Source organism: Bradyrhizobium sp. 159 (genome assembly GCF_023073795.1).
In the GTDB taxonomy this organism is placed as follows: domain Bacteria; phylum Pseudomonadota; class Alphaproteobacteria; order Rhizobiales; family Xanthobacteraceae; genus Bradyrhizobium.
Genome location: NZ_JADPKE010000041.1, coordinates 34,135 through 52,463, shown reverse-complemented (window position 1 = coordinate 52,463; position 18,329 = coordinate 34,135). Strand labels below are relative to the sequence as shown.

Below are 18,329 nucleotides of genomic sequence, written 5' to 3'. Positions count from 1 at the left end.
TCAGGCCCTATTGTGCCGCGCACCGTCCGCGGTCTATGAGCTGCGGCAACGTTGCTACTTACGGAGATACAATGCCAGCCCCCGGCCAAAGCCCCGAGCGGAATGCGAAGGCGCTGCTGCTCGAAGGCGTCAATGATAGCGCAGTCGACCTGTTCAAAAGCGCGGGCTTCACAAATGTCGAGCGCCTGACCAAGGCGCTGGACGGCGAGGATCTGCGGCGGGCGCTCAAGGGCGTGTCGCTGCTCGGCATCCGCTCGCGCACCCAGGTCACCGATGAAGTGCTTGGGGCCGCCGACCAGCTTCTCGCGGTCGGCTGCTTCAGCGTCGGCACCAACCAGGTCGATCTGACCGCGGCGCGCAAGCGCGGCATTCCCGTGTTCAACGCGCCGTTCTCCAACACGCGCAGCGTCGCCGAGCTCGTGATCGGCGAGATCGTGATGCTGCTGCGGCGGATCTTTCCGCGCTCGGTGTCGGCGCATGGCGGCGGCTGGGACAAGTCGGCGACCGGCAGCCGCGAGGTGCGCGGCCGCACCCTTGGCATCGTCGGCTACGGCAATATCGGCTCGCAGCTCTCGACGCTCGCCGAGGCCATGGGCATGCGCGTGATCTATTTCGACCGCACCGACAAGCTCCGTCACGGCAACACCGAGCCGGTCGAGAGACTGGAGGAGCTGCTGGCGCAGAGCGACGTCGTCAGCCTGCACGTGCCCGAGACGCCGGAGACCGCCGGCATGATCGGCGAGAAGGAGCTGCGGGCGATGAAATCAGGCTCGTTCCTGATCAACAACAGCCGCGGCACCGTGGTCGATCTCGATGCGCTCGCGCGCGCCTTGCGCGACGGCCATCTCGCCGGCGCGGCCGTCGACGTGTTTCCGGTCGAGCCGTCCTCGAACGCGGATCGCTTCAACAGCCCGATGCAGGGCCTCGAGAACGTCATCCTCACGCCGCATATCGGCGGCTCGACCGAGGAGGCGCAGGAGCGGATCGGCGGTGAGGTTGCGCGCAAGCTGGTCGACTATTTCATCACCGGCTCGACCATGGGCGCGGTGAATTTCCCGGAGGTGCAGCTGCACTTGCGACCCTCTGGCGCGCGCTTCAGCCACGTCCATCGCAACGTACCCGGCATGCTGCGGCGCCTGAACGAAGTCTTTCTCCAACGCGACATCAACATCGCTGCGCAATATCTGGAGACCGCCGGCGATCTCGGCTACGTCGTGCTCGATGCCGACTTGGCCGGTCAGGATTCGGCAGCGCTGCTCCAGCAGATCCGCAGCCTCGAGGGCACGGTCGGCGCGCGGCTGGTGTTCGAGCACTAGCGCATCATTGACGGCCGGCGGTAGGTCGCCTTCAATGCGGCCTCCTGACGGATCGAACGAGAACAGAAAACAGGGGGAAACCATGGCGCAAATGCGTGCGAAGCTCCGTGCGCTGCTCGTAGGGACGGCGGCTGCATTGACTGCGGGTAGCGCCTCGGCGGCGACGCTGACAGACGACGCCGAGACGGTCTGCAACGGTCTTGTTGGCGGCACTGATGCGGTGAAGATCGATTCCGCGACATTGCTGGCGCCGTCGCAACTCGCCGTCGCCGAGCGCGGGCCGACCCCGTCGGGGCGCATCACGCCGGCCAATCCGCGCTTCTGCAAGGTGCTCGGCCACATCGATCCCGCCGACCCCAAGGCGCCGCCGATCAAATTCCAGGTCAACCTTCCCGTCGAATGGAACGGGCGCTCGCTGCAATATGGCGGCGGCGGTTTCAACGGCGTGCTGATCACCGGCCTTGCGCTGCCGCCGGCCTATCCCTTCGACAAGCCGTCGCCGCTCGCGCGCGGCTTCGTCACCTATGGCACCGATTCCGGCCACGAGACCAAGCAGGGCGAGCCGCCGCAGCTGTTCGCGCTCAACGACGAAGCGTTCGAGAATTTCGCCCATCGCGCCTACAAGAAGGTGCGCGATGCTGCGGTTGCGCTGATGCAGCGCGCCTACGGCAGGAAGCCGGACAAGATGTACTTCATGGGCTCGTCCGAAGGCGGCCGCGAAGGTCTTACCATGGCGCAGCGTTATCCCGACGATTTCGACGGCATCTTCGCCCGCGTTCCCGTCATCAACTGGGTCGGCTTGCAGCATGCCGGCACCCGCTCGGGCCTCGTGACCATGGGCGAGGGCTGGATCAATCCGGCGCAGGTCAAGCTCGTCGGCGATGCCGTGCGCGCGGCCTGCGACAAGGCCGACGGCTCCGACGATGCGCTGGTGCAGGATCCCGTTTCCTGCAAGGCGGCGTTCAAGGTCGAGACGCTGCGCTGCGCGGCGGGCGAGAGCGGCGATCAGTGCCTCACTGACGCGCAGATCAAGGCCGTCAACACGCTGCACGCGCCCTACAAATTCCCGTTCGCGCTCGCCAATGGTCTCGACGATTATCCGGGCTGGGGCGTCTCCGGCGAGGACACGCCGGCAATCGGCCCGACCGGCGGCTGGGTCGCATGGTGGCTCGGCACCGCGCCGCCCGCGCAGCCGCCTGCGCCCAACAACGGCATCGCCTGGATCTACGGCGCCGGCGGCATCCAATATGTATTCGCGCGCGATCCCAAGCTCGACGTCACCACCTACAAGGTGGAGGAGCACAAGGCGCGGCTGATCGAGGTCTCCACGCTGATGGACTCGACCGATCCCGATCTCAGCCGCTTCCGGGTGCGCGGCGGCCGGCTGATCATGCTCGAGCACATGGCCGACTATGCGCAGAGCCCCTATGCCGGCATCCGCTATTTCGACAGCGTCGAGCGCAAGCTCGGCAAGGCGGAGACCGCGGAGTTCGCGCGGCTCTACACCGCGCCCGGAGTCGACCATGTCGGCTCCGGCGCGCCGGCCAATGTCGACATGCTGAGCGTGCTGGTCGACTGGGTCGAGCAGGGCAAGGCGCCCGGCGATCTCGAAGTCGCCGAGCAGAAGGTCGAAGCGCCGTCGTTCGCGACGCTGCGCGCGATGCCGCTGTGCCGCTGGCCGGCCTGGCCTCATTACAAGTCGGGCCCGGTGACGGAGGCCTCGAGCTTCACCTGCGCGCCGTAAACGCTCAGTCCAAGCCCGCCACTCCGGTGGGTAGGCGTTATCTCGTCGCCATCGCCTGTGCGCCTCCGAGCAATTGCGCATTGAGCCTGCCGCCGGAGAACAACATGTCGTCGAGCGCCTCGTCGATGTCGGCAGACACGACGGAATTGCCACCGTCTCGCGCGAGGCTCCCTTGCGCAAGCCGTCGCATCAATTCCTTGATGAAGGCACAGCTCGTGCCCTCACTGCGGCGGGCCGCTTCTGCGATGATTGCATCGTCGAGCGGCAGCCCCTTGCCGTAGAGCCGGACCAGCTTGCCGCGGCCGGTCTCGTCCGGCAGCGGGACTTCGATGGCCTGATCGATGCGGCCCGGGCGGCCGGCGAGGGCGCCTTCGAGGTCCTCAGGCCGGTTGGTGGTCAGGACGAACAGGATGTCCGCGTCCTCCTTCAGCCCGTCCATCTCGTTGAGCAACTTGTTCAGCATGGATTCTTCGCACGGCCCCATGTCGTCGCGGTCGCGGGCGATGAGATCGACATCCTCGATAACGACCATCGACGGCTGGAGCAGCCGTGCCAGACTCATATAAGCGCCGAGAAGCTCGATTTGCTCGGCGGTGATGATCAGTGTCGTGTGCCCGGGCAAATGAGTTGCCAGATAGCGGATCGTATGGGTCTTGCCGGTGCCCGGCGGTCCGTAAAGCAAGATGCCCTTACGTGTCGACTGGCCGAGCCGGCGCAATTGATCTCGGGTGTTGACGAAAGTCAGAACGTTGCGATTGAGCAGCCGCAGGGTCTGTTCGGGCAGGATCACCTCATCGCGCGCAACCGGCGGCAGCCGATGCACCGTGATGCCGCGCGAGCGGCCGCGATAGTCGGAATCGGCGTCGAGGGACAGGATCTTGCCGCGATAGCTGCGCGCAGCTTGCACGGCCTGCTCCAGCTCGCCAAAACACTGCTGCACGAGTGCCGCGCCCGCGGTGCCTGCCGGCACGAGGATCTCGATCCGAATTCCCGGTTCTCGGCTGTATTCGCGGTGGGCACACAGCAAGACCGCGTAACGAAGGCCATCCTGCTCGCACAGCCAGAGGCCGTTATCGAGACATTTGACCGGGCTCTTCTCGCCGACATCCACGTCGGAATATTGCAGCGGAGCAATCGCGAGCGCATTGCGGCCATCGCGGAGGAGCCGTGAGATCGACAGCGTTTCGTAGCGCTGTTCTTCGTTCAGCCCGAACAGCCGGATCGACTTGCCGAACAGTCCCTCGATCGCTGCCTGGACATCGACCCGCATATGGCCGGGAAACTGGCGGATGGTGGTCACGAGATTGCTACGCGAGACGTTGGCAAAATGCCAGTCAAGCACGTCGCAAGCGTATTCGAACTCCTCTTCCGACTCTTGCGGTGTGTTCACGGTGTCTGCTGCACGAATGCAGTCGCTGCACAGCCAGACCGTGCGGCTCCCGATCCGAACATCGGTCTGTCCCTCAGGCTTGCCGCAGAGTTCGCAGGGGGTCTTAATCTCTTCTAGCGTGATCCTCAGCGGATGTTGGCCGAGCCAGATATATTGCTGAGCCGACTTGAACAGCGCCTCGGCGACCGATTGCGGGTACGGACCGCAAGTGGCCTTCTCCTCCCGCTCGACCCGCGCTATCACCGCGGCCGCTTCACGCTCCGATTTGCCAAAAACCTGGCGGAGCAACCCGATGACAAACTCGTCCGGCGTTTCGTCATCATTGTGAATCACGAGCTGAGCCGGCTCGCGCTCGCCGCGCGCATCCTTCGTCATGAAATGATCCTATTGCAACCAAAACGAGTGAAGAACAAATATGGAACATAAAGGAGGGCGGCCGTCAAGCGCCAACGGGTGCGTCAAATTCCCGATGGAATTTCAATGCGCCATCCCACTCGCCGCCTTCGTGCCGCGTCGGCTTGACGATCGGCACGACCGCGATCGCCATGGCCATGCCGCATCGGCAACCCCTCTTTGACAACGCGGTTGGCCTCGCATTATATATTTCGTATGCGAAATAAGGAAGCCACAGCGAGCCACCATCGCCTGATCTACCTGCTGAGCGTCGCGCAACGCCGGTTGCAGCGCTGGATGGCGGCTCGGCCCGAGAGCGAGGTAACGCCGGCGCAGGCCGGGCTGCTGTTCATTCTCGGCAAGCAGGATGGTGTGCTGATCGGTGAGGCGGGTGCGGCGCTCGATCTTGGCCCGGCCGGCATTTCCGGCCTAGTCGATCGCACGGCAGCCGCCAAACTGATCGAGCGGCGGGCCGATCGCGAGGACGGACGCGCCTGGCGGATCTGGCTGACGCCGAAGGGGCGCAGCGCGCTGGCGCAGGCGAAGGCCAGCGCGGCGGAGGTCAATGCGGCGCTGACGGAAGGATTTACGGCTGCGGAGATCGACATCGTCGCACGCTGGCTGATGTGCATTCAGGACAAGTTTCCAAGAGGAGCAGACGAATGACCGAGCACGTCCGGATCGAGAACAACAGCGGAATTCTTACCCTTACGCTGGCGCGCCCCGACAAGAAGAACGCGCTGACGGACACGATGTACGGCAAGCTCGCCGACAGTATCGAATCCGCCGAGTTCGATCCGTCCGCTCGCGTGATCCTGATCCGCGGCGAGGGCGACATGTTCACTGCCGGCAACGACGTCGGCGAATTTGCCGCGGTTGCAGCGGGCAAGTCGGAAGGCAGCCGCAACGTCGTGCGGTTCATCCAGTCGCTGGCGCGTTGCACCCGGCCGCTGGTTGCGGCGGTGCAGGGCCGCGCCGTCGGCGTCGGCACCACGATGCTGCTGCATTGCGATCTCGTCGTCCTCGCCGACAATGCGCAATTGTCGACGCCCTTCGTCAGCCTCGCGCTGGTGCCGGAAGCGGCCTCCAGCCTGTTGATGCCGGCGCGGATCGGCTACGCCCGAGCTTATGAGATGTTCGCACTTGGCGAGACGGTGCCGGCGCAGGCCGCGCTGGAATGGGGCCTCGCCAACCGGGTGGTGCCGCTCGACACGCTCGATGCCGAGGCGCTTGCGCTCGCGCAGCGCCTGGCCCGCCAGCCGGCCGGCGCGCTCATCGCCACCAAGAAGCTGATGCGCAATGGCGAGGCGCTGGTTGCGCAGATGAACGCGGAGGGCGAGCAGTTCACGCAGCGCCTGCGCACCGCCGAAGCGCGCGAGGCGTTCACTGCCTTTGCAGAGCGCCGACCGCCGGATTTCACCAGGGTTGCGTGAGGGAACGCGGCCTGCCGGAGGCGCAGCGAGTACAACCCAGGTATTCGATTAAAGTCTTAACCAAACCTTGGCATGTCGCGGTGCAAGGTGGCTGCTCGTCAAGACTAGGCCCCCGACCATGGCAATGTTTAAGAAATCGGTAAGCTCGCTTCTCCTGACTTTGATGGCCCTGCTGGCCGCCGGCGCGCTGGCCAGCACGGCGATCCAGATGTTCGGGGCCTTCGGCCGCTACAGCGACAGTCTGGAGACCGAACGGCTTGCGAACGCGGACAAGGCGATCTTCCAGGGCGTGCTGTCCTTGCGCAACAATCGCGGCGATGCCCAGAGCGCGCTGCTCGGCGAGGACGATCCGCGTGCCAAGCTCGGCGCCGCCGAAAAGGCAGAGCAGGCCGGCTTTGACGCCATCATCGCCGCGCTCTCCACCGTGGAATTCGCCCGGCGCGACGAGCTCGCAAACACCTTGAAGCAGCGCTGGAGCGAGGCCGCGCCGAAATTCCAGCTGTTCTACGAGGAGGCCAGGCTGCCGCGCGGCGAGCGTAAGGTGGAGCGCACCGCCGCCTGGTACGATTCCGTCACGAGAGTGATCGAGACCGCCAATCTCGCCTCCACGGCGGTGTCGAACCGAGCCTGGATGAACGATCCTTTCATCGCCCGCATGATCCAGGCTCGCCGCCTCGCCTGGCAGGTGCGCGACCGCTATGGCATCCAGTGCTCGACGCTGCGCCCGAACGTCAACAGCTCCAAGCCGCTCGACGAGACCCAGAAGCAGACCGTGGCAAGCTGGAACGGCATCATCACCGCCGGCTGGACCGGCATGGAGGAGCTGCTGGCTGCGCCCGACGTGACGGCGGACCTCGCCAATGCGGCCAAGGAGGCACGGGCCAAGACCGATGGAGTTCTCAAGCAGATCGGCGAGCTGACCAAGAACCTCGGCGGCAGCGGTCGCCCCGCGATGCCCGCTTCGGAATGGAACGCGTTATGCCAGTCGCCGTTCGCGTCCATCGTCGCCGTCGCGAACAAGGCCCTCGACCAGTCGATCGCGCGCGCAGAGACGGTCCAGAATAAAGGCCTCACCAACCTCATCGTGCAGTCGTTCGCATTTCTGCTCGCGTTGGCCGTGACCCTGGCCGGCGTGTTCGTGGTGCGCAACCGCCTGATGGGCCCGGTGCGCGCCCTCCTCGACGCCATCGCCCGCATCAGCGCGCGCGACTATGCGACGCCGGTGCCGCAATCCCGGCATCCCGACGAGTTCGGCACCATGGCCGCCGCACTCGAAAGCCTGCGCGAGAGCGCGGCAACCGCGGAACGGCTGGGGCAGGAGCGTGAAGCGCAGCAGGCGTTCCAGCTCGCCCGCTCTGGCACCGTCGATTCCGCCTGCCGCAGCTTCGACGACACCGTGCAGGCTGTTATCCAGAGTGTTGCGGCCTCGACGCGGGAGCTCGATGACACCGCCAGCGGCGTGCGCTCGCTGGTCTCGCAATCGAGCAGCCAGACCGCGGCGGTCTCCTCCGCGGCCGAGCAGGCCACCAACAATCTCGAGACCATCGCAGCGGCGACCGAAGAGCTCTCCGCGTCCGTCGGCGAGATCTCCGCGCAGGTGCAGGCCAGCGCTCGCGAGGCCCGCGAAGCCGTGTCGCAGGCCGCGCAGACCAACGCGACCGTTGAGATCCTCGACCAGACCGCGAGCCGCATCGGCGAGGTCGTGAAGATGATCAACGCCATCGCCGGCCAGACCAACCTTTTGGCATTGAACGCCACGATCGAGGCCGCGCGCGCGGGCGAAGCCGGCCGCGGCTTTGCCGTGGTCGCCGGCGAGGTCAAGAGCCTCGCGGCGCAGACGGCGACCGCGACGGAAGAGATCTCGCGTCAGGTCGAGGAGATCCAGGGCGCGACGGGCCAGGCGGTTGCCGCCATCCGGTCGATCGGCGGCGCCATCAGCGGCATCGACGAGAAGATGACGGCGATTGCCGCGGCCGTCGAGCAGCAGCGCGCGGCCACCACCGAGATCTCGCGCAACTTCCAGCAGGCCGCACAAGGCACCCGCGAGGTCACCGATACCATCGGCAGCGTCGCCAGGCTCAACCGGGAGACCGGCAACGCCGGCACGGTGTTGTCTCACTCCGTCAAGAAGATGTCGGCGGACGCCGATCGTCTCCGCGTCGCGGTCGAGGGCTTTTTGGGAGCGGTGAAGACCGCCTCGTTTCGCTTCATTCCTTGATTCCAACGTCGCGCCTTCGGCATTGCCGCAGGTCGCCGCGGCGGGTACATCTGTGCCGCCTCGCAGCGTGTGCGCGGCGCCAGACGTAAGACACATCAGGGATGGAGAGTTCGATGCCGGTCACCCCACACAAGGCCCAGCGCCCCTATCGCGGCGTGTTCCCGGTCGCGCCCACTATCTTCGACGAGCGCGGCGAGCTCGACCTCGAAGGCCAGCGCCGCTGCATCGATTTCATGATTGACGCCGGCTCGCACGGCATCTGCATCCTCGCCAATTTCTCCGAACAGTTCGTGCTCACCGATGCCGAGCGCGAAACCGTGATGCATACCGTGCTGGAGCATGTCGCCGGACGGGTTCCCGTGATCGTCACCACCACGCATTTCAGCTCGGCCGTCTGCGCGGCGCGCAGCAGGCAGGCCGAGGCGGCCGGCGCCGCCATGGTGATGGTGATGCCGCCCTATCACGGCGCGACCTTCCGCGTCCCCGAGAAGGGCATCGTCGAATTCTTCAAGGTGCTCTCGGGCGCGATCACCATTCCGATCATGATTCAGGATGCGCCGGTTGCCGGCACGCCGCTTTCGGTCGAGCTGCTGGCGCGGCTGTCGCGCGAATTCTCCAACATCCGCTATTTCAAGATCGAGGTGCCCGGCGCTGCCGCAAAGCTGCGCAGCCTGATCGATGCGGGTGGCAAGAACATCGAGGGCCCCTGGGACGGCGAGGAGGCGATCACGCTGCTCGCCGATCTCGATGCCGGCGCCACCGGGGCGATGACCGGCGGCGGCTATCCCGACGGCATTCGCCAGATCATCGATCCCTATTTCGCCGGCAAGCGCGAGGAGGCGAAGGCGGCCTACGAGCGCTGGCTGCCGCTGATTAATTACGAGAACCGCCAATGCGGCCTGATCGCCTGCAAGGTCATGATGCAGGCCGGTGGCGTGATCAGGTCGGACACGGTGCGCCATCCGCTGCAGCCGTTGCATCCGGCGACGCGCGCGGGGCTGCTGGAGCTGGCCAAGGAGCGCGACGCGCTGGCGCTGCGGTGGGGGAAGTAGGGCTCTCCACCGTCGTTGCGAGAAGCGAAGCGACGAAAGTATCCAGACTGTTTCGGCGGAGAAAGTCTGGATTGCTTCGCTTCGCTCGCAACGACGGGGTCCGCCCATTTCGGCTGAAGGCGTCGAATTGGCGCGGTTCGGGTGGTTTCCCGCTGCCCGGCGATGACATATTGTACGTTTGCCAACCAGGCCTGCGGAGAATCTCAGGACATCACCTAACAGCTCTTCTTTTGCCGCTATTTCGAGCCAGGTTGGCGTGAACCGACGGAACAGGGAGGCAGTGCCATGACGATGAGGCCGGATCCCACCTTTCACGCATCGCCCAAGCTTGCGATGGAAGCACCAGCGGAGAACTTTGCCTACACGCTGCTGCTCAGTCCAGATTTCTCAAAACCTGATGCTCTCGCGGTCATCGACGTCAAGCCGGGGTCGCCGACCTACAGCCAAATCGTCCATACCGTGACGATGCCCAACAAGGGCGATGAATTTCACCACTTCGGCTGGAATGCCTGCTCCTCCGCCTTGTCGCCGCTCGCCGGACATGCCTTCATCGAGCGGCGCTATCTCATCATCCCCGGACTGCGCTCGTCGCGGATCTACATCATCGACACCAAGCCAGATCCGACCAAAGCCAAGATCCACAAGATCATCGAGCCCGAAGAAGTCTTCAAAAAGACCGGTTACTCGCGGCCGCATACCATCCATTGCGGGCCGGACGGCATCTATGTGAGCACGCTGGGCGGCGGCGGCAAGGACGGCACCAACGGTCCTCCAGGCGTTTTCATCATGGATTGCGAGACGTTCGAGGTCCTGGGACGATGGGAGATCGACCGCGGTCGGCAGACGTTGCACTATGATTTCTGGTGGAACCTGCCGCGCGACTACATGGTGACGAGTGAATGGGCGTTGCCGCCCCAGTTCGAGAACGGGATCGTCCCGGAAGATCTGCTCGCGAATAAATATGGCCATCGTCTCCACTTCTGGGATCTTCGCGCCCGTCGCAACGTCCAGACCATCGACCTCGGCGCCAATCATCAGATGGCCCTGGAGGTGCGGCCCGCGCACGATCCGGTTCGCGAATACGGCTTCGTTGGCGTCGTGGTCGACACCACCAACCTCGAAGCATCGATCTGGACCTGGTGGCGCGAAGGCGGGACATTCCACGTGGAGAAGACGGCGACGATCCAGCCGGAGCCCGCGCCAAAGGAGAAGCTCCCGCCGCTGCTCCAGGGTTTTGGTGCTGTGCCGCCTCTGGTGACCGATATCGACCTGTCGATGGATGATCGCTTTCTCTATGTCTCGTGTTGGGGCACGGGTGAAATGCGCCAGTACGACGTCAGTGATCCGCGAAAGCCGAAGCTTGCAGGCTCGGTCCACATCGGTGGCATCGCGCGCCGCACGCCTCATCCGAACGGCAAGGCCTTTGCGGCAGGTCCGCAGATGGTCGAGATCAGCCGCGATGGCAGGCGCGTGTACTGGACCAATTCGCTCTATTCCACCTGGGATGACCAATTCTACCCCGACGGAGTTCCGGGCGTGGAAGTCATGGCCAATGTCGGTCGCGACGGCGGTCTCGAGCTCGACAAGGACTATTTCGTGAGCTTCCCCGACGGATATCGTGCGCACCAGATCAGGCTGGAAGGCGGCGATTGTTCGACGGACTCCTTTTGCTACCCGTCGGCCTAGATTGGGGACACGCGAGCCCGGCGCTTGGCTGGCTCTGGCTCGCTCTCGTTGCGAGCGGCTTCTATCACGGGGTCAATCCGGGTATGGGATGGCCGCTCGCCGTGTCGGCCGGGCTCATGGACAAGAGCCCGCGCGCGCTGTTCCGTGCGTTGTGGGCTCTGGCGGCCGGGCATCTTCTGGCAACGCTTCTCGTGCTGCTGCCATTCGCGCTGCTGCTCGTGCTGGCCGAGTGGCAGCGTTCGATCCAGCTAGTCGCGAGCCTTCTCGTCATCGGTTTCGGCGTCTATCGGCTGATCGAGCGACGTCATCCGCGCACGCTGGCACGAATTCCGCCAACGCAATTGGCGCTCTGGTCGTTTGCCGTTGCCATTGCTCACGGCGCCGCCTTGATGCTCGTGCCGATCTATCTCGGTCTCTGCCAGGCCTTCGAACTCGATGCCGGCCATGCGGCCGCCGGCGCGCTGATGAAGGCAAATCTTGTGAAGGCAAGTCTCGGGATGGCGGTGCTGGTGTCTGTGGTGCACGTTGCCGCCATGATCAGCGCGGGCGGATGTCTGGCGTGGCTGGTCTACCGCTATCTGGGATTGAGGCTTGTCTCGCGAAGCTGGTTCAATCTGGATGTGATCTGGGCAACCAGCCTCATCGTGGTTGGGATCGTGGCGCTCGCCTTCAATGTCTCGAGCTGGCGGTGAAGCCTAGCGCGTCAAAGCCCACTCGCCGACGATGCGAAAGCGTGCCTTCGCGTCGTCCTGTTTGAACAGTACGATGCGGTCGATCACGAGCGTCTTGGATCCTAGCGCTGCAAACCTGCTCCGCAGCATCTCCAGAATGGGCCCGCGGCGCTCTGCGTCCAGCCGTCCTGTCAGGGTCATGTGAAAGCGAAATTCTTCCATCACGTAAGGGTAGCCCCAGCGGTCGAGGTAATCGCGCTGCCGCTCGCTCAGTTTCTCGGGCTTGCGACGCGCGCGATCTTCCGCGCTCAGAGGGGCGCGGAACGAGTCGAATTCGCTGACACAATCGGCGGCGAGCTGCTGGAGCGCATCGACCGGCTCGGCCGCGATCACGGCAATGAAGCCGCTTATGGAATCGACGACCGGTCGTATCGCCGGAATCGGTCGCTCCTTACCAGCAAATGCCGCGCAGGCCGCCGCGAGCTCGGCCTCGCTCTTGCCCGGCGCCAGCATCATCGGCGCCTTCAGTGTGGCGTGAAAACCGTATTTGCGGGGATCGGCGCTGATATCGCGCCAGTCCGGCGCGACATCCAGTGCCTCGCGCGGAAACGGCACTTCGTCGCCGGTGTAGGCATCGTAGCCGAGCAGCTCGGCGCCGAAGCGGGAGAGGGCGCTGTGGGCGTCGGCCGCAAAATAGATCGCGTAGCGGGGAAAACCTGTCATCGCCTCAGCATAACCAATTTAAGCCGCAACGACAGCCTCGCGCGGCGCCGCCGCTGCTGCTGTGAGCAGCCGCGTCGCATCGGTGAGATGCACCAGCTTGCCGCCTGATATCACGGCGATTAGCCGCGGCCGCAACTCCACGCTGTCGTCGACCAAAAGAATGTCGGCGCGGCGCCCTTCCGCGATGGCGCCGCGATCGGTAAGGCCGGTTGCACGCGCAGGTCCGGCAGAGACCAAATCCCAGGCCTGCTCCAGCGGCAGCACGCGGTCGGCGGCGAGCCGGAATGCGGCCAGCAGCTGTGCCGGATAGTAATAGTCCGAGGCCAGCACCGAGCAGAGACCCTTGGCGACCATGTCCGACGCCCTGGTCCAGCCGGTATGGCTGCCGCCGCGCACGACGTTGGGAGCGCCATAGACGATGGCGTCGCCGTGGCTTGCTGCCGCCCGCGCTGTCTCCTCGTTGATCGGAAACTCGGCGATCAACGCGCCGAGATCGCGAAACTCCTGGCGCATCGCCGGCGTCGCATCGTCATGCGAGAGCATTCGCACCCCGGCGGCGCGGGCTGCCGCCGCAAGCCGCGAGACCGACGCCGGAACGTCGGTGGCGCGCGCCACCACACGTTCGACCAGCCGGTCAAATTCCTCGCTCGATAGGCCGGTGCGCTCCACCATGCGGTTGCGCTTGCGCGGCTTGGCCATGTCCGCAACCGTGCCGTCCATGTGGTCGTTGAAGGCGAACAGGTCGACGCGGCCTTCCGCGAGCCACTGGCTGATCTCGGTCTCGGCATCGAGATTGTAGGTCTCGTGCCGCAGGTGGAAGCGGGTGTCGGCGGCGAATTGCGGACGCTGCCGCTCGATCGCCTCCATCAGGCCGCGCGCATTGTCAGCGCTGCGCAAGCCAGGCTCCCACGAACAGGTCGTGGCGTGGAACACCGTGGTGATGCCGTTGCTGATCGCCTGACGATCACTGTCGGCGAGCGCGACGTCGATCGGGAAATCGACGCCGGCGCGCGGCATCATCTGGCGCTCGAAGGCATCGCCATGCAGATCGACGATGCCTGGCAGCACCAGCAGGTCGCGGGCATCGATAGCGAGCCGCGCGCGGCCGCGAGGGACATCGACCAACGCAATGTCCGTTCCGGACACGAGAAGTGAGGTTTCGACGAGCCCGGCGCCGATCAGGACCCGGCCGCCTTCAAGGAAAATGTCTGTCACGCGACCGCGCTTGGTTTGCTGGCAGGAGAACCGGTGAAAGAGCTCGCCCGTGCTTCGTATGTCGCGAGGAAATCTTCAATCCCGAGCTTGCGGAAATCGGGCAGCACTTCACGCAATTTGTCGTGATCCCAGTCCCACCAGGCGAGCTTGGCGAGCCGGCCGGCGATCTGCTCCGAGAACCGCCGCCGCACGATGCGCGCCGGATTGCCGGCGACGATGGTGTAGGCCGGCACGTCCTTGGTGACGATAGCGCCCGCCGCGATCACCGCGCCGGTGCCGATATTGCGGCCGGGCAGCACGATCGCGCCGTGGCCGATCCAGACATCGTGACCGACATGGACGTGATGCTGGCGGCGCCAGTCGAAGAACTCGGTGTCGTCGCTTTCACCTTCGAAATAGGCGCTTGAACGGTAGGTGAAATGCGCCTGGGTCGCACGATGCATCGGATGATTGCCGGGATTGATCCGCGTCATTGCCGCGATCGAGCAGAACTTTCCGATGGTGGTGTAGGTGATCTGGGCATCGTTGACGACATAGGAGTAATCGCCCATCGCCACTTCATGCAGTACGGTGCGCGCGCCGACCTCGGTGTAGGCGCCGAGCCTGGCCTCGTGCAGCTTGGCCGAGGGATCAATGGTCGGCTGAATCGAAAGAGCTTTGGCGGCCATGTTGCATCCGAAGCGCGAGGGTGGGGCATTTTTCTTGGAGCGGCTTGATGACAATGCTTTGATGACAACGTCATGACGTGGCGATGACAGGGGATGACGTGTGTTGGATCGCCGCACCGCAACGCGGATGTCACACAAGTGTTAAGCGCCGGCGTTAGCGGTGGGTCCGATTAATCTGGAGCCCTGCATGCTGGTCGTGGAAGGTCTGACGTGTCGCTTCGGCGCAAAGGCCGCGGTGGACGACGCTTCGTTTCAAGTTGCCCCGGGCGGCTTCGTCGGTGTGATCGGACGGTCCGGCGCCGGCAAGTCGACCCTGCTGCGGACCATCAACCGCCTGGCGACGCCGACCGAGGGCCGCATCCTGTTCGACGGCATCGATGTCACCGCGCTGCGCGGCAAGGAGCTGCGGCAGTGGCGGGCGCGCTCGGCAATGATCTTCCAGCAGTTCAACCTGGTCGGCCGGCTCGATGTCCTCACCAACGTCCTGATGGGGCGCCTCGCAACGATGCCCGCCTGGCGCTCGCTGTCGCAGCTCTGGCCCGAGCAGGATAAGGCGCTGGCGATGTCCGCGCTGGAGCAGTTCGACATCGCCGCGCTCGCCGCCCAGCGCGCCGACCAGCTCTCCGGCGGACAGCAGCAGCGCGTGGCGATTGCCCGCGCCCTGGTCCAGCAGCCCGACATCATCCTCGCCGACGAACCGATTGCCTCGCTCGATCCGCGCAACACCAAAATCGTGATGGATGCGCTGCTGCGCATCAACAAGCATTTCGGCATCACCGTGCTCTGCAATCTGCATTCGCTCGATCTGGCGCGCAGCTATTGCGACCGCCTGATCGGCATGGCGCAGGGCCGCGTGGTGTTCGATGGCGCGCCGGCCGCGCTGACCGATCACGTGGCGCGCGAGCTCTACGATCTCGAAGCCGCCGACGTCATGGGCGGCATGCCCATCCCGGCGCCCGAGGGCGTTCCGGCGCTCGGGACGGCCGCGGCGGCCTGAGCCTCGCCTCTTTTACTCAAGTCTTTGCGTCAAGCGATCCCCAACCGATGAAGAGGGTACCATGATCACTCGCAGATTAATCCTTGCCGGCGTCGCCGCGCTCGCCTTTGCCACCTCCGCCTCGGCGGACGACTGGAAAGCCAAATATCCCGAGCTGACCTTCGCGGTCGTGCCGGCGGAGAACGCCTCCGGCGTCACCGAGCGCTGGGCGCCGTTCGTGAGCTATCTCTCCAAGGAACTGGGCGTGAAGGTCACGCTGCGCATCGCCAACGACTATGCAGCCGTCATTGAAGGCCAGCGTGCCGGCAACATCCAGATCGCGAGCTACGGCTCGGCCTCGTTCGCCCGCGCCCGTCTGACCGGTGTCAAGACCGACGCCTTCGCCAACGACATCAACGCGGACGGCTCGACCGGCTATTATTCGGTGTTCTTCGTCAAGGCGAGCAGCCCCTACAAGAAGGTCGATGACCTCAAGGGCAAGAATCTCGGCCTCGTCGACCCGAACTCGACCTCCGGCAACAACGTGCCGCGCTTCGAACTCGACAAGATGGGCATCCCAGATACCGACACCTATTTCGGCAAGGTCGTCTTCACCGGCAGCCACGAGAATGCGATGCTGGCGCTGGCGCAGGGCACGGTCGACGTTGCCGCCAACCAGTGGACCAGCGATGACGATTCCACGCTGGCGCAGATGCTGACCAAGGGCATGCTGAAGAACACCGACGGCTCGGCGATGAAGAAGGACGATTTCCGCATCATCCACAAGTCGGCGCCGATCATCAACGGCCCTTATGCCTACAATTCCGACCTGCCGGAGGATGCCAAGGCCGCCATCGCCAAGGCATTCTTCGATGCGCCGGCCAAGGACAAGGCCGCGTTCGACCGTCTCTCCGATGGCCAGAAGAAGGGCTTTCATCCCGCCACCACCAAGGACTGGGATGGCACGATCGAGCTGATCAAGTTCGTCGATGCGCTGCGTAAGAAGAAGGCGTCCTGAGTTTTTGGGACTATGCACTGGAGCCGGGTCGATGGACCCGGCTCTTTCTCTTTGATCGACCACTTGTTCTGACCAGATGACCGTCGCGGTTTCGATCCTCCCCGAGCAGCAGCTTGCCGTGCTCAACGCCGCCTATCGCCAGGCGGTCGCGCGCAGGCGATGGCGCCTCCTGTTGGGAGCCGGTATCTTTGCCGCTGCGCTTATTCTCGCAGCGATCGGCGCCGAAGTGAATCTGCGCACGCTGTTCACCTATTTCGGCAACTTCATCAGCTATTTCGATCGCATCTTCACGCTCGACAGCGGCCAGCGGGTCTGGACTGATCTCGGCGAGTGGCTCTGGGGCTGGCGCAAATGGTTGAAGATGCTGGGCGAGACGCTGCTGATCTCCTATGTCGGCACGCTGATCGGCGCCACCTTCGCCTTTGCCCTGAACTTCTTCGCGGCGGAGAACACTTCGCCTGCGCCCTGGCTGCGCTTTGCGGTGCGGCGCCTGCTCGAATTCGCCCGCACCGTTCCCGGCATCGTGTTCGCGCTGATCTTCGTGATCGCCTTTGGGTTAGGTCCGATGGCGGGCGTGCTCGCGATCGCGATCCACTCCACCGGCGCGCTCGGCAAGCTGTTCTCGGAGATCGTCGAGAACGCCGACATGAAGCCGGTCGAAGGCATCCGCTCGACCGGGGCGAGCTGGCTGTCTTGCATGCGCTTTGCAATCGTGCCGCAGGTCACCGCGAGTTATGCCAGCTACGCGCTGCTGCGCTTCGAGATCAACGTGCGCGAAGCCTCGGTGATGGGCTTCGTCGGCGCCGGCGGCATCGGCCAGGAGCTCGTCGTTGCCATCCGCAAGTTCTATTACTCCGACGTCAGCGCGATCCTGGTCACCATCATCGTGACCGTCTTCATCATCGACATCACCACCGGATGGCTGCGCGGCCGGCTGTTCGGCAAGGAGGCGCGGACGTGACCGGGCCGCAGCAAGTCGAGACGCGAGAGATCCGCGCCCGCTACCCCGATGTGTTCAACCGGCCGGCCTCGGCGCGGCTTGCAACGCCGGCGATGATCGTCGCGGCGTTCGCGATCCTGATCTATGGTCTGGTCGATCTCGATTTCTCGCCGTCACGGTTCCTCGCAGGCCTCAGCCAGCTCGGCTGGATCAGCCTGATGATGATCCCGCCCGATCCCGGCTCCTCGTTGCCGGTCTATCTGAAGGCGCTGGGCGAGACGCTGTCGATCGCGCTACTCGGCACGACGCTGGCGGCGCTGTTCGCGCTGCCGGTGAGCCTGCTGGCCGCGCGCAACGTGGTGCCGTCGAAGATCCTGCGCTTTCCCGTTCGTCGCTTGCTGGATTCGATCCGCGGCGTCGACACGCTGATCTGGGCGCTGGTGTGGATCAATGTGGTCGGGCTCGGCCCGTTCGCCGGCGTGCTCGCCATCGCCGTGTCGGATTTCGGCGCCTTCGGAAAGCTGTTCTCGGAGGCGATCGAGGGCGCCGACCAGAAGCAGGTCGAGGGCATCCGCGCCTCCGGCGGCAGCGCGCTGCACGAGATCCGCTTCGGGCTGCTGCCGCAGGTCCTGCCTGTCATCGCCGGCCAGGTGCTCTATTTCGTCGAATCCAACACCCGCTCGGCCACCATCATCGGCATCGTCGGCGCCGGCGGCATTGGCCTCCAGCTCGCCGAGCAGATCCGCGTCTTGGAATGGCAGAAGGTGTCGTTCCTGATCCTGATGATCTTGGTCGCGGTTGCCGCGATCGATTTCATTTCCGGCAAGCTGCGCTTTGCGATTATCGGACGAAGGGCTATCGCTTAACGGCCGCAGTCTTCTTCCCT

Annotated in this window: 16 protein-coding genes; 12 read left to right on the top strand and 4 right to left on the bottom strand. The window is 64.8% G+C overall.

Translation table 11 applies throughout. The features are described from left to right. Positions 1-71: 71 nt before the first annotated feature. On the top strand, positions 72-1,316 hold the full coding sequence (serA, locus tag IVA96_RS09275) for a phosphoglycerate dehydrogenase (RefSeq protein ID WP_247281500.1): 1,245 nt from the start codon (positions 72-74) through the stop codon (positions 1,314-1,316). Positions 1,317-1,398: 82 nt separating this feature from the next. Beyond that, on the top strand, positions 1,399-3,060 hold the full coding sequence (locus IVA96_RS09270) for a tannase/feruloyl esterase family alpha/beta hydrolase (RefSeq protein ID WP_247416897.1): 1,662 nt from the start codon (positions 1,399-1,401) through the stop codon (positions 3,058-3,060). A 37-nt stretch (positions 3,061-3,097) separates the two neighbouring features. Here IVA96_RS09270 and IVA96_RS09265 read toward each other — a convergent pair whose 3' ends face one another. Then, positions 3,098-4,825, bottom strand: coding sequence for an ATP-dependent Clp protease adaptor ClpS (locus IVA96_RS09265; RefSeq protein ID WP_247416895.1), 1,728 nt, complete (start codon positions 4,823-4,825; stop codon positions 3,098-3,100). 234 nt (positions 4,826-5,059) lie between these two features. Here IVA96_RS09265 and IVA96_RS09260 point away from each other — a divergent pair, with 234 nt between their 5' ends. The 6 genes from IVA96_RS09260 (at position 5,060) to IVA96_RS09235 (ending at position 11,924) form a co-directional block, all read left to right on the top strand. Beyond that, positions 5,060-5,509: a MarR family winged helix-turn-helix transcriptional regulator gene (locus IVA96_RS09260; RefSeq protein WP_247281498.1), complete on the top strand. Its 450-nt coding sequence runs from the start codon at positions 5,060-5,062 to the stop codon at positions 5,507-5,509. Next, a complete protein-coding gene (locus tag IVA96_RS09255) occupies positions 5,506-6,276 on the top strand; it encodes an enoyl-CoA hydratase (protein WP_247281497.1) in 771 nt (256 codons plus the stop codon). The genes IVA96_RS09260 and IVA96_RS09255 overlap by 4 nt, the downstream gene beginning before the upstream one ends. 118 nt (positions 6,277-6,394) lie before the next feature. Next, positions 6,395-8,494 carry a methyl-accepting chemotaxis protein gene (locus tag IVA96_RS09250; RefSeq protein WP_247416893.1) on the top strand — a complete coding sequence of 700 codons (2,100 nt, stop codon included), beginning with the start codon at positions 6,395-6,397 and terminating at the stop codon, positions 8,492-8,494. A 113-nt stretch (positions 8,495-8,607) separates the two neighbouring features. Further along, positions 8,608-9,546: a dihydrodipicolinate synthase family protein gene (locus IVA96_RS09245; protein ID WP_247281495.1), complete on the top strand. Its 939-nt coding sequence runs from the start codon at positions 8,608-8,610 to the stop codon at positions 9,544-9,546. Positions 9,547-9,831: 285 nt separating this feature from the next. After that, complete coding sequence (locus tag IVA96_RS09240; protein ID WP_247281494.1) at positions 9,832-11,232, top strand: selenium-binding family protein; 1,401 nt, start codon at positions 9,832-9,834, stop codon at positions 11,230-11,232. 83 nt (positions 11,233-11,315) lie between these two features. Continuing rightward, positions 11,316-11,924, top strand: a complete 609-nt coding sequence (locus IVA96_RS09235) for a hypothetical protein (RefSeq protein WP_247281529.1) — start codon at positions 11,316-11,318, stop codon at positions 11,922-11,924. 3 nt (positions 11,925-11,927) lie between these two features. On the opposite strand, the gene IVA96_RS09230 is transcribed toward IVA96_RS09235, so the two are convergent. From IVA96_RS09230 to IVA96_RS09220, 3 genes are read right to left on the bottom strand one after another with little or no spacing between them, the layout of a single operon-like run. Further along, positions 11,928-12,626, bottom strand: a complete 699-nt coding sequence (locus IVA96_RS09230) for a DUF1045 domain-containing protein (protein WP_247416890.1) — start codon at positions 12,624-12,626, stop codon at positions 11,928-11,930. Between the two features lie 18 nt (positions 12,627-12,644). Continuing rightward, positions 12,645-13,841: an alpha-D-ribose 1-methylphosphonate 5-triphosphate diphosphatase gene (locus IVA96_RS09225; RefSeq protein WP_247281492.1), complete on the bottom strand. Its 1,197-nt coding sequence runs from the start codon at positions 13,839-13,841 to the stop codon at positions 12,645-12,647. Continuing rightward, entirely contained in the window at positions 13,838-14,509 is a 672-nt protein-coding gene (locus tag IVA96_RS09220; RefSeq protein ID WP_247281491.1) for a chloramphenicol acetyltransferase, read from the bottom strand. The genes IVA96_RS09225 and IVA96_RS09220 overlap by 4 nt, the downstream gene beginning before the upstream one ends. Before the next feature lie 187 nt (positions 14,510-14,696). On the opposite strand from IVA96_RS09220, the gene phnC reads away from it, so the two are divergent. The 4 genes from phnC to phnE (IVA96_RS09200) all read left to right on the top strand — a co-directional run bounded on the left by phnC (position 14,697) and on the right by phnE (IVA96_RS09200) (position 18,309). Continuing rightward, a complete protein-coding gene (gene phnC / locus IVA96_RS09215; RefSeq protein WP_247281490.1) occupies positions 14,697-15,506 on the top strand; it encodes a phosphonate ABC transporter ATP-binding protein in 810 nt (269 codons plus the stop codon). Between the two features lie 61 nt (positions 15,507-15,567). Then, positions 15,568-16,503 carry a phosphonate ABC transporter substrate-binding protein gene (phnD, locus tag IVA96_RS09210; protein ID WP_247281489.1) on the top strand — a complete coding sequence of 312 codons (936 nt, stop codon included), beginning with the start codon at positions 15,568-15,570 and terminating at the stop codon, positions 16,501-16,503. 76 nt (positions 16,504-16,579) lie between these two features. After that, entirely contained in the window at positions 16,580-17,464 is an 885-nt protein-coding gene (gene phnE, locus IVA96_RS09205; protein WP_247281488.1) for a phosphonate ABC transporter, permease protein PhnE, read from the top strand. After that, positions 17,461-18,309 (top strand): phosphonate ABC transporter, permease protein PhnE, encoded by an 849-nt coding sequence (phnE, locus tag IVA96_RS09200; RefSeq protein ID WP_247281487.1) that lies wholly within the window; start codon positions 17,461-17,463, stop codon positions 18,307-18,309. The genes phnE (IVA96_RS09205) and phnE (IVA96_RS09200) overlap by 4 nt, the downstream gene beginning before the upstream one ends. Positions 18,310-18,329: the final 20 nt, after the last annotated feature.

Bases quoted from the DNA above. Each gene is read 5' to 3' on its own strand.
- IVA96_RS09240 (WP_247281494.1), top strand. From the start codon at position 9,832: ATGACGATGAGGCCGGATCCCACCTTTCACGCATCGCCCAAGCTTGCG.
- IVA96_RS09260 (WP_247281498.1), top strand. From the start codon at position 5,060: ATGCGAAATAAGGAAGCCACAGCGAGCCACCATCGCCTGATCTACCTG.
- IVA96_RS09250 (WP_247416893.1), top strand. From the start codon at position 6,395: ATGGCAATGTTTAAGAAATCGGTAAGCTCGCTTCTCCTGACTTTGATG.
- phnC (WP_247281490.1), top strand. From the start codon at position 14,697: ATGCTGGTCGTGGAAGGTCTGACGTGTCGCTTCGGCGCAAAGGCCGCG.
- IVA96_RS09265 (WP_247416895.1), bottom strand. From the start codon at position 4,825: ATGACGAAGGATGCGCGCGGCGAGCGCGAGCCGGCTCAGCTCGTGATT.
- phnD (WP_247281489.1), top strand. From the start codon at position 15,568: ATGATCACTCGCAGATTAATCCTTGCCGGCGTCGCCGCGCTCGCCTTT.
- serA (WP_247281500.1), top strand. From the start codon at position 72: ATGCCAGCCCCCGGCCAAAGCCCCGAGCGGAATGCGAAGGCGCTGCTG.
- IVA96_RS09230 (WP_247416890.1), bottom strand. From the start codon at position 12,626: ATGACAGGTTTTCCCCGCTACGCGATCTATTTTGCGGCCGACGCCCAC.
- IVA96_RS09255 (WP_247281497.1), top strand. From the start codon at position 5,506: ATGACCGAGCACGTCCGGATCGAGAACAACAGCGGAATTCTTACCCTT.
- IVA96_RS09220 (WP_247281491.1), bottom strand. From the start codon at position 14,509: ATGGCCGCCAAAGCTCTTTCGATTCAGCCGACCATTGATCCCTCGGCC.
- IVA96_RS09245 (WP_247281495.1), top strand. From the start codon at position 8,608: ATGCCGGTCACCCCACACAAGGCCCAGCGCCCCTATCGCGGCGTGTTC.
- IVA96_RS09235 (WP_247281529.1), top strand. From the start codon at position 11,316: ATGGGATGGCCGCTCGCCGTGTCGGCCGGGCTCATGGACAAGAGCCCG.
- phnE (WP_247281488.1), top strand. From the start codon at position 16,580: ATGACCGTCGCGGTTTCGATCCTCCCCGAGCAGCAGCTTGCCGTGCTC.
- IVA96_RS09270 (WP_247416897.1), top strand. From the start codon at position 1,399: ATGGCGCAAATGCGTGCGAAGCTCCGTGCGCTGCTCGTAGGGACGGCG.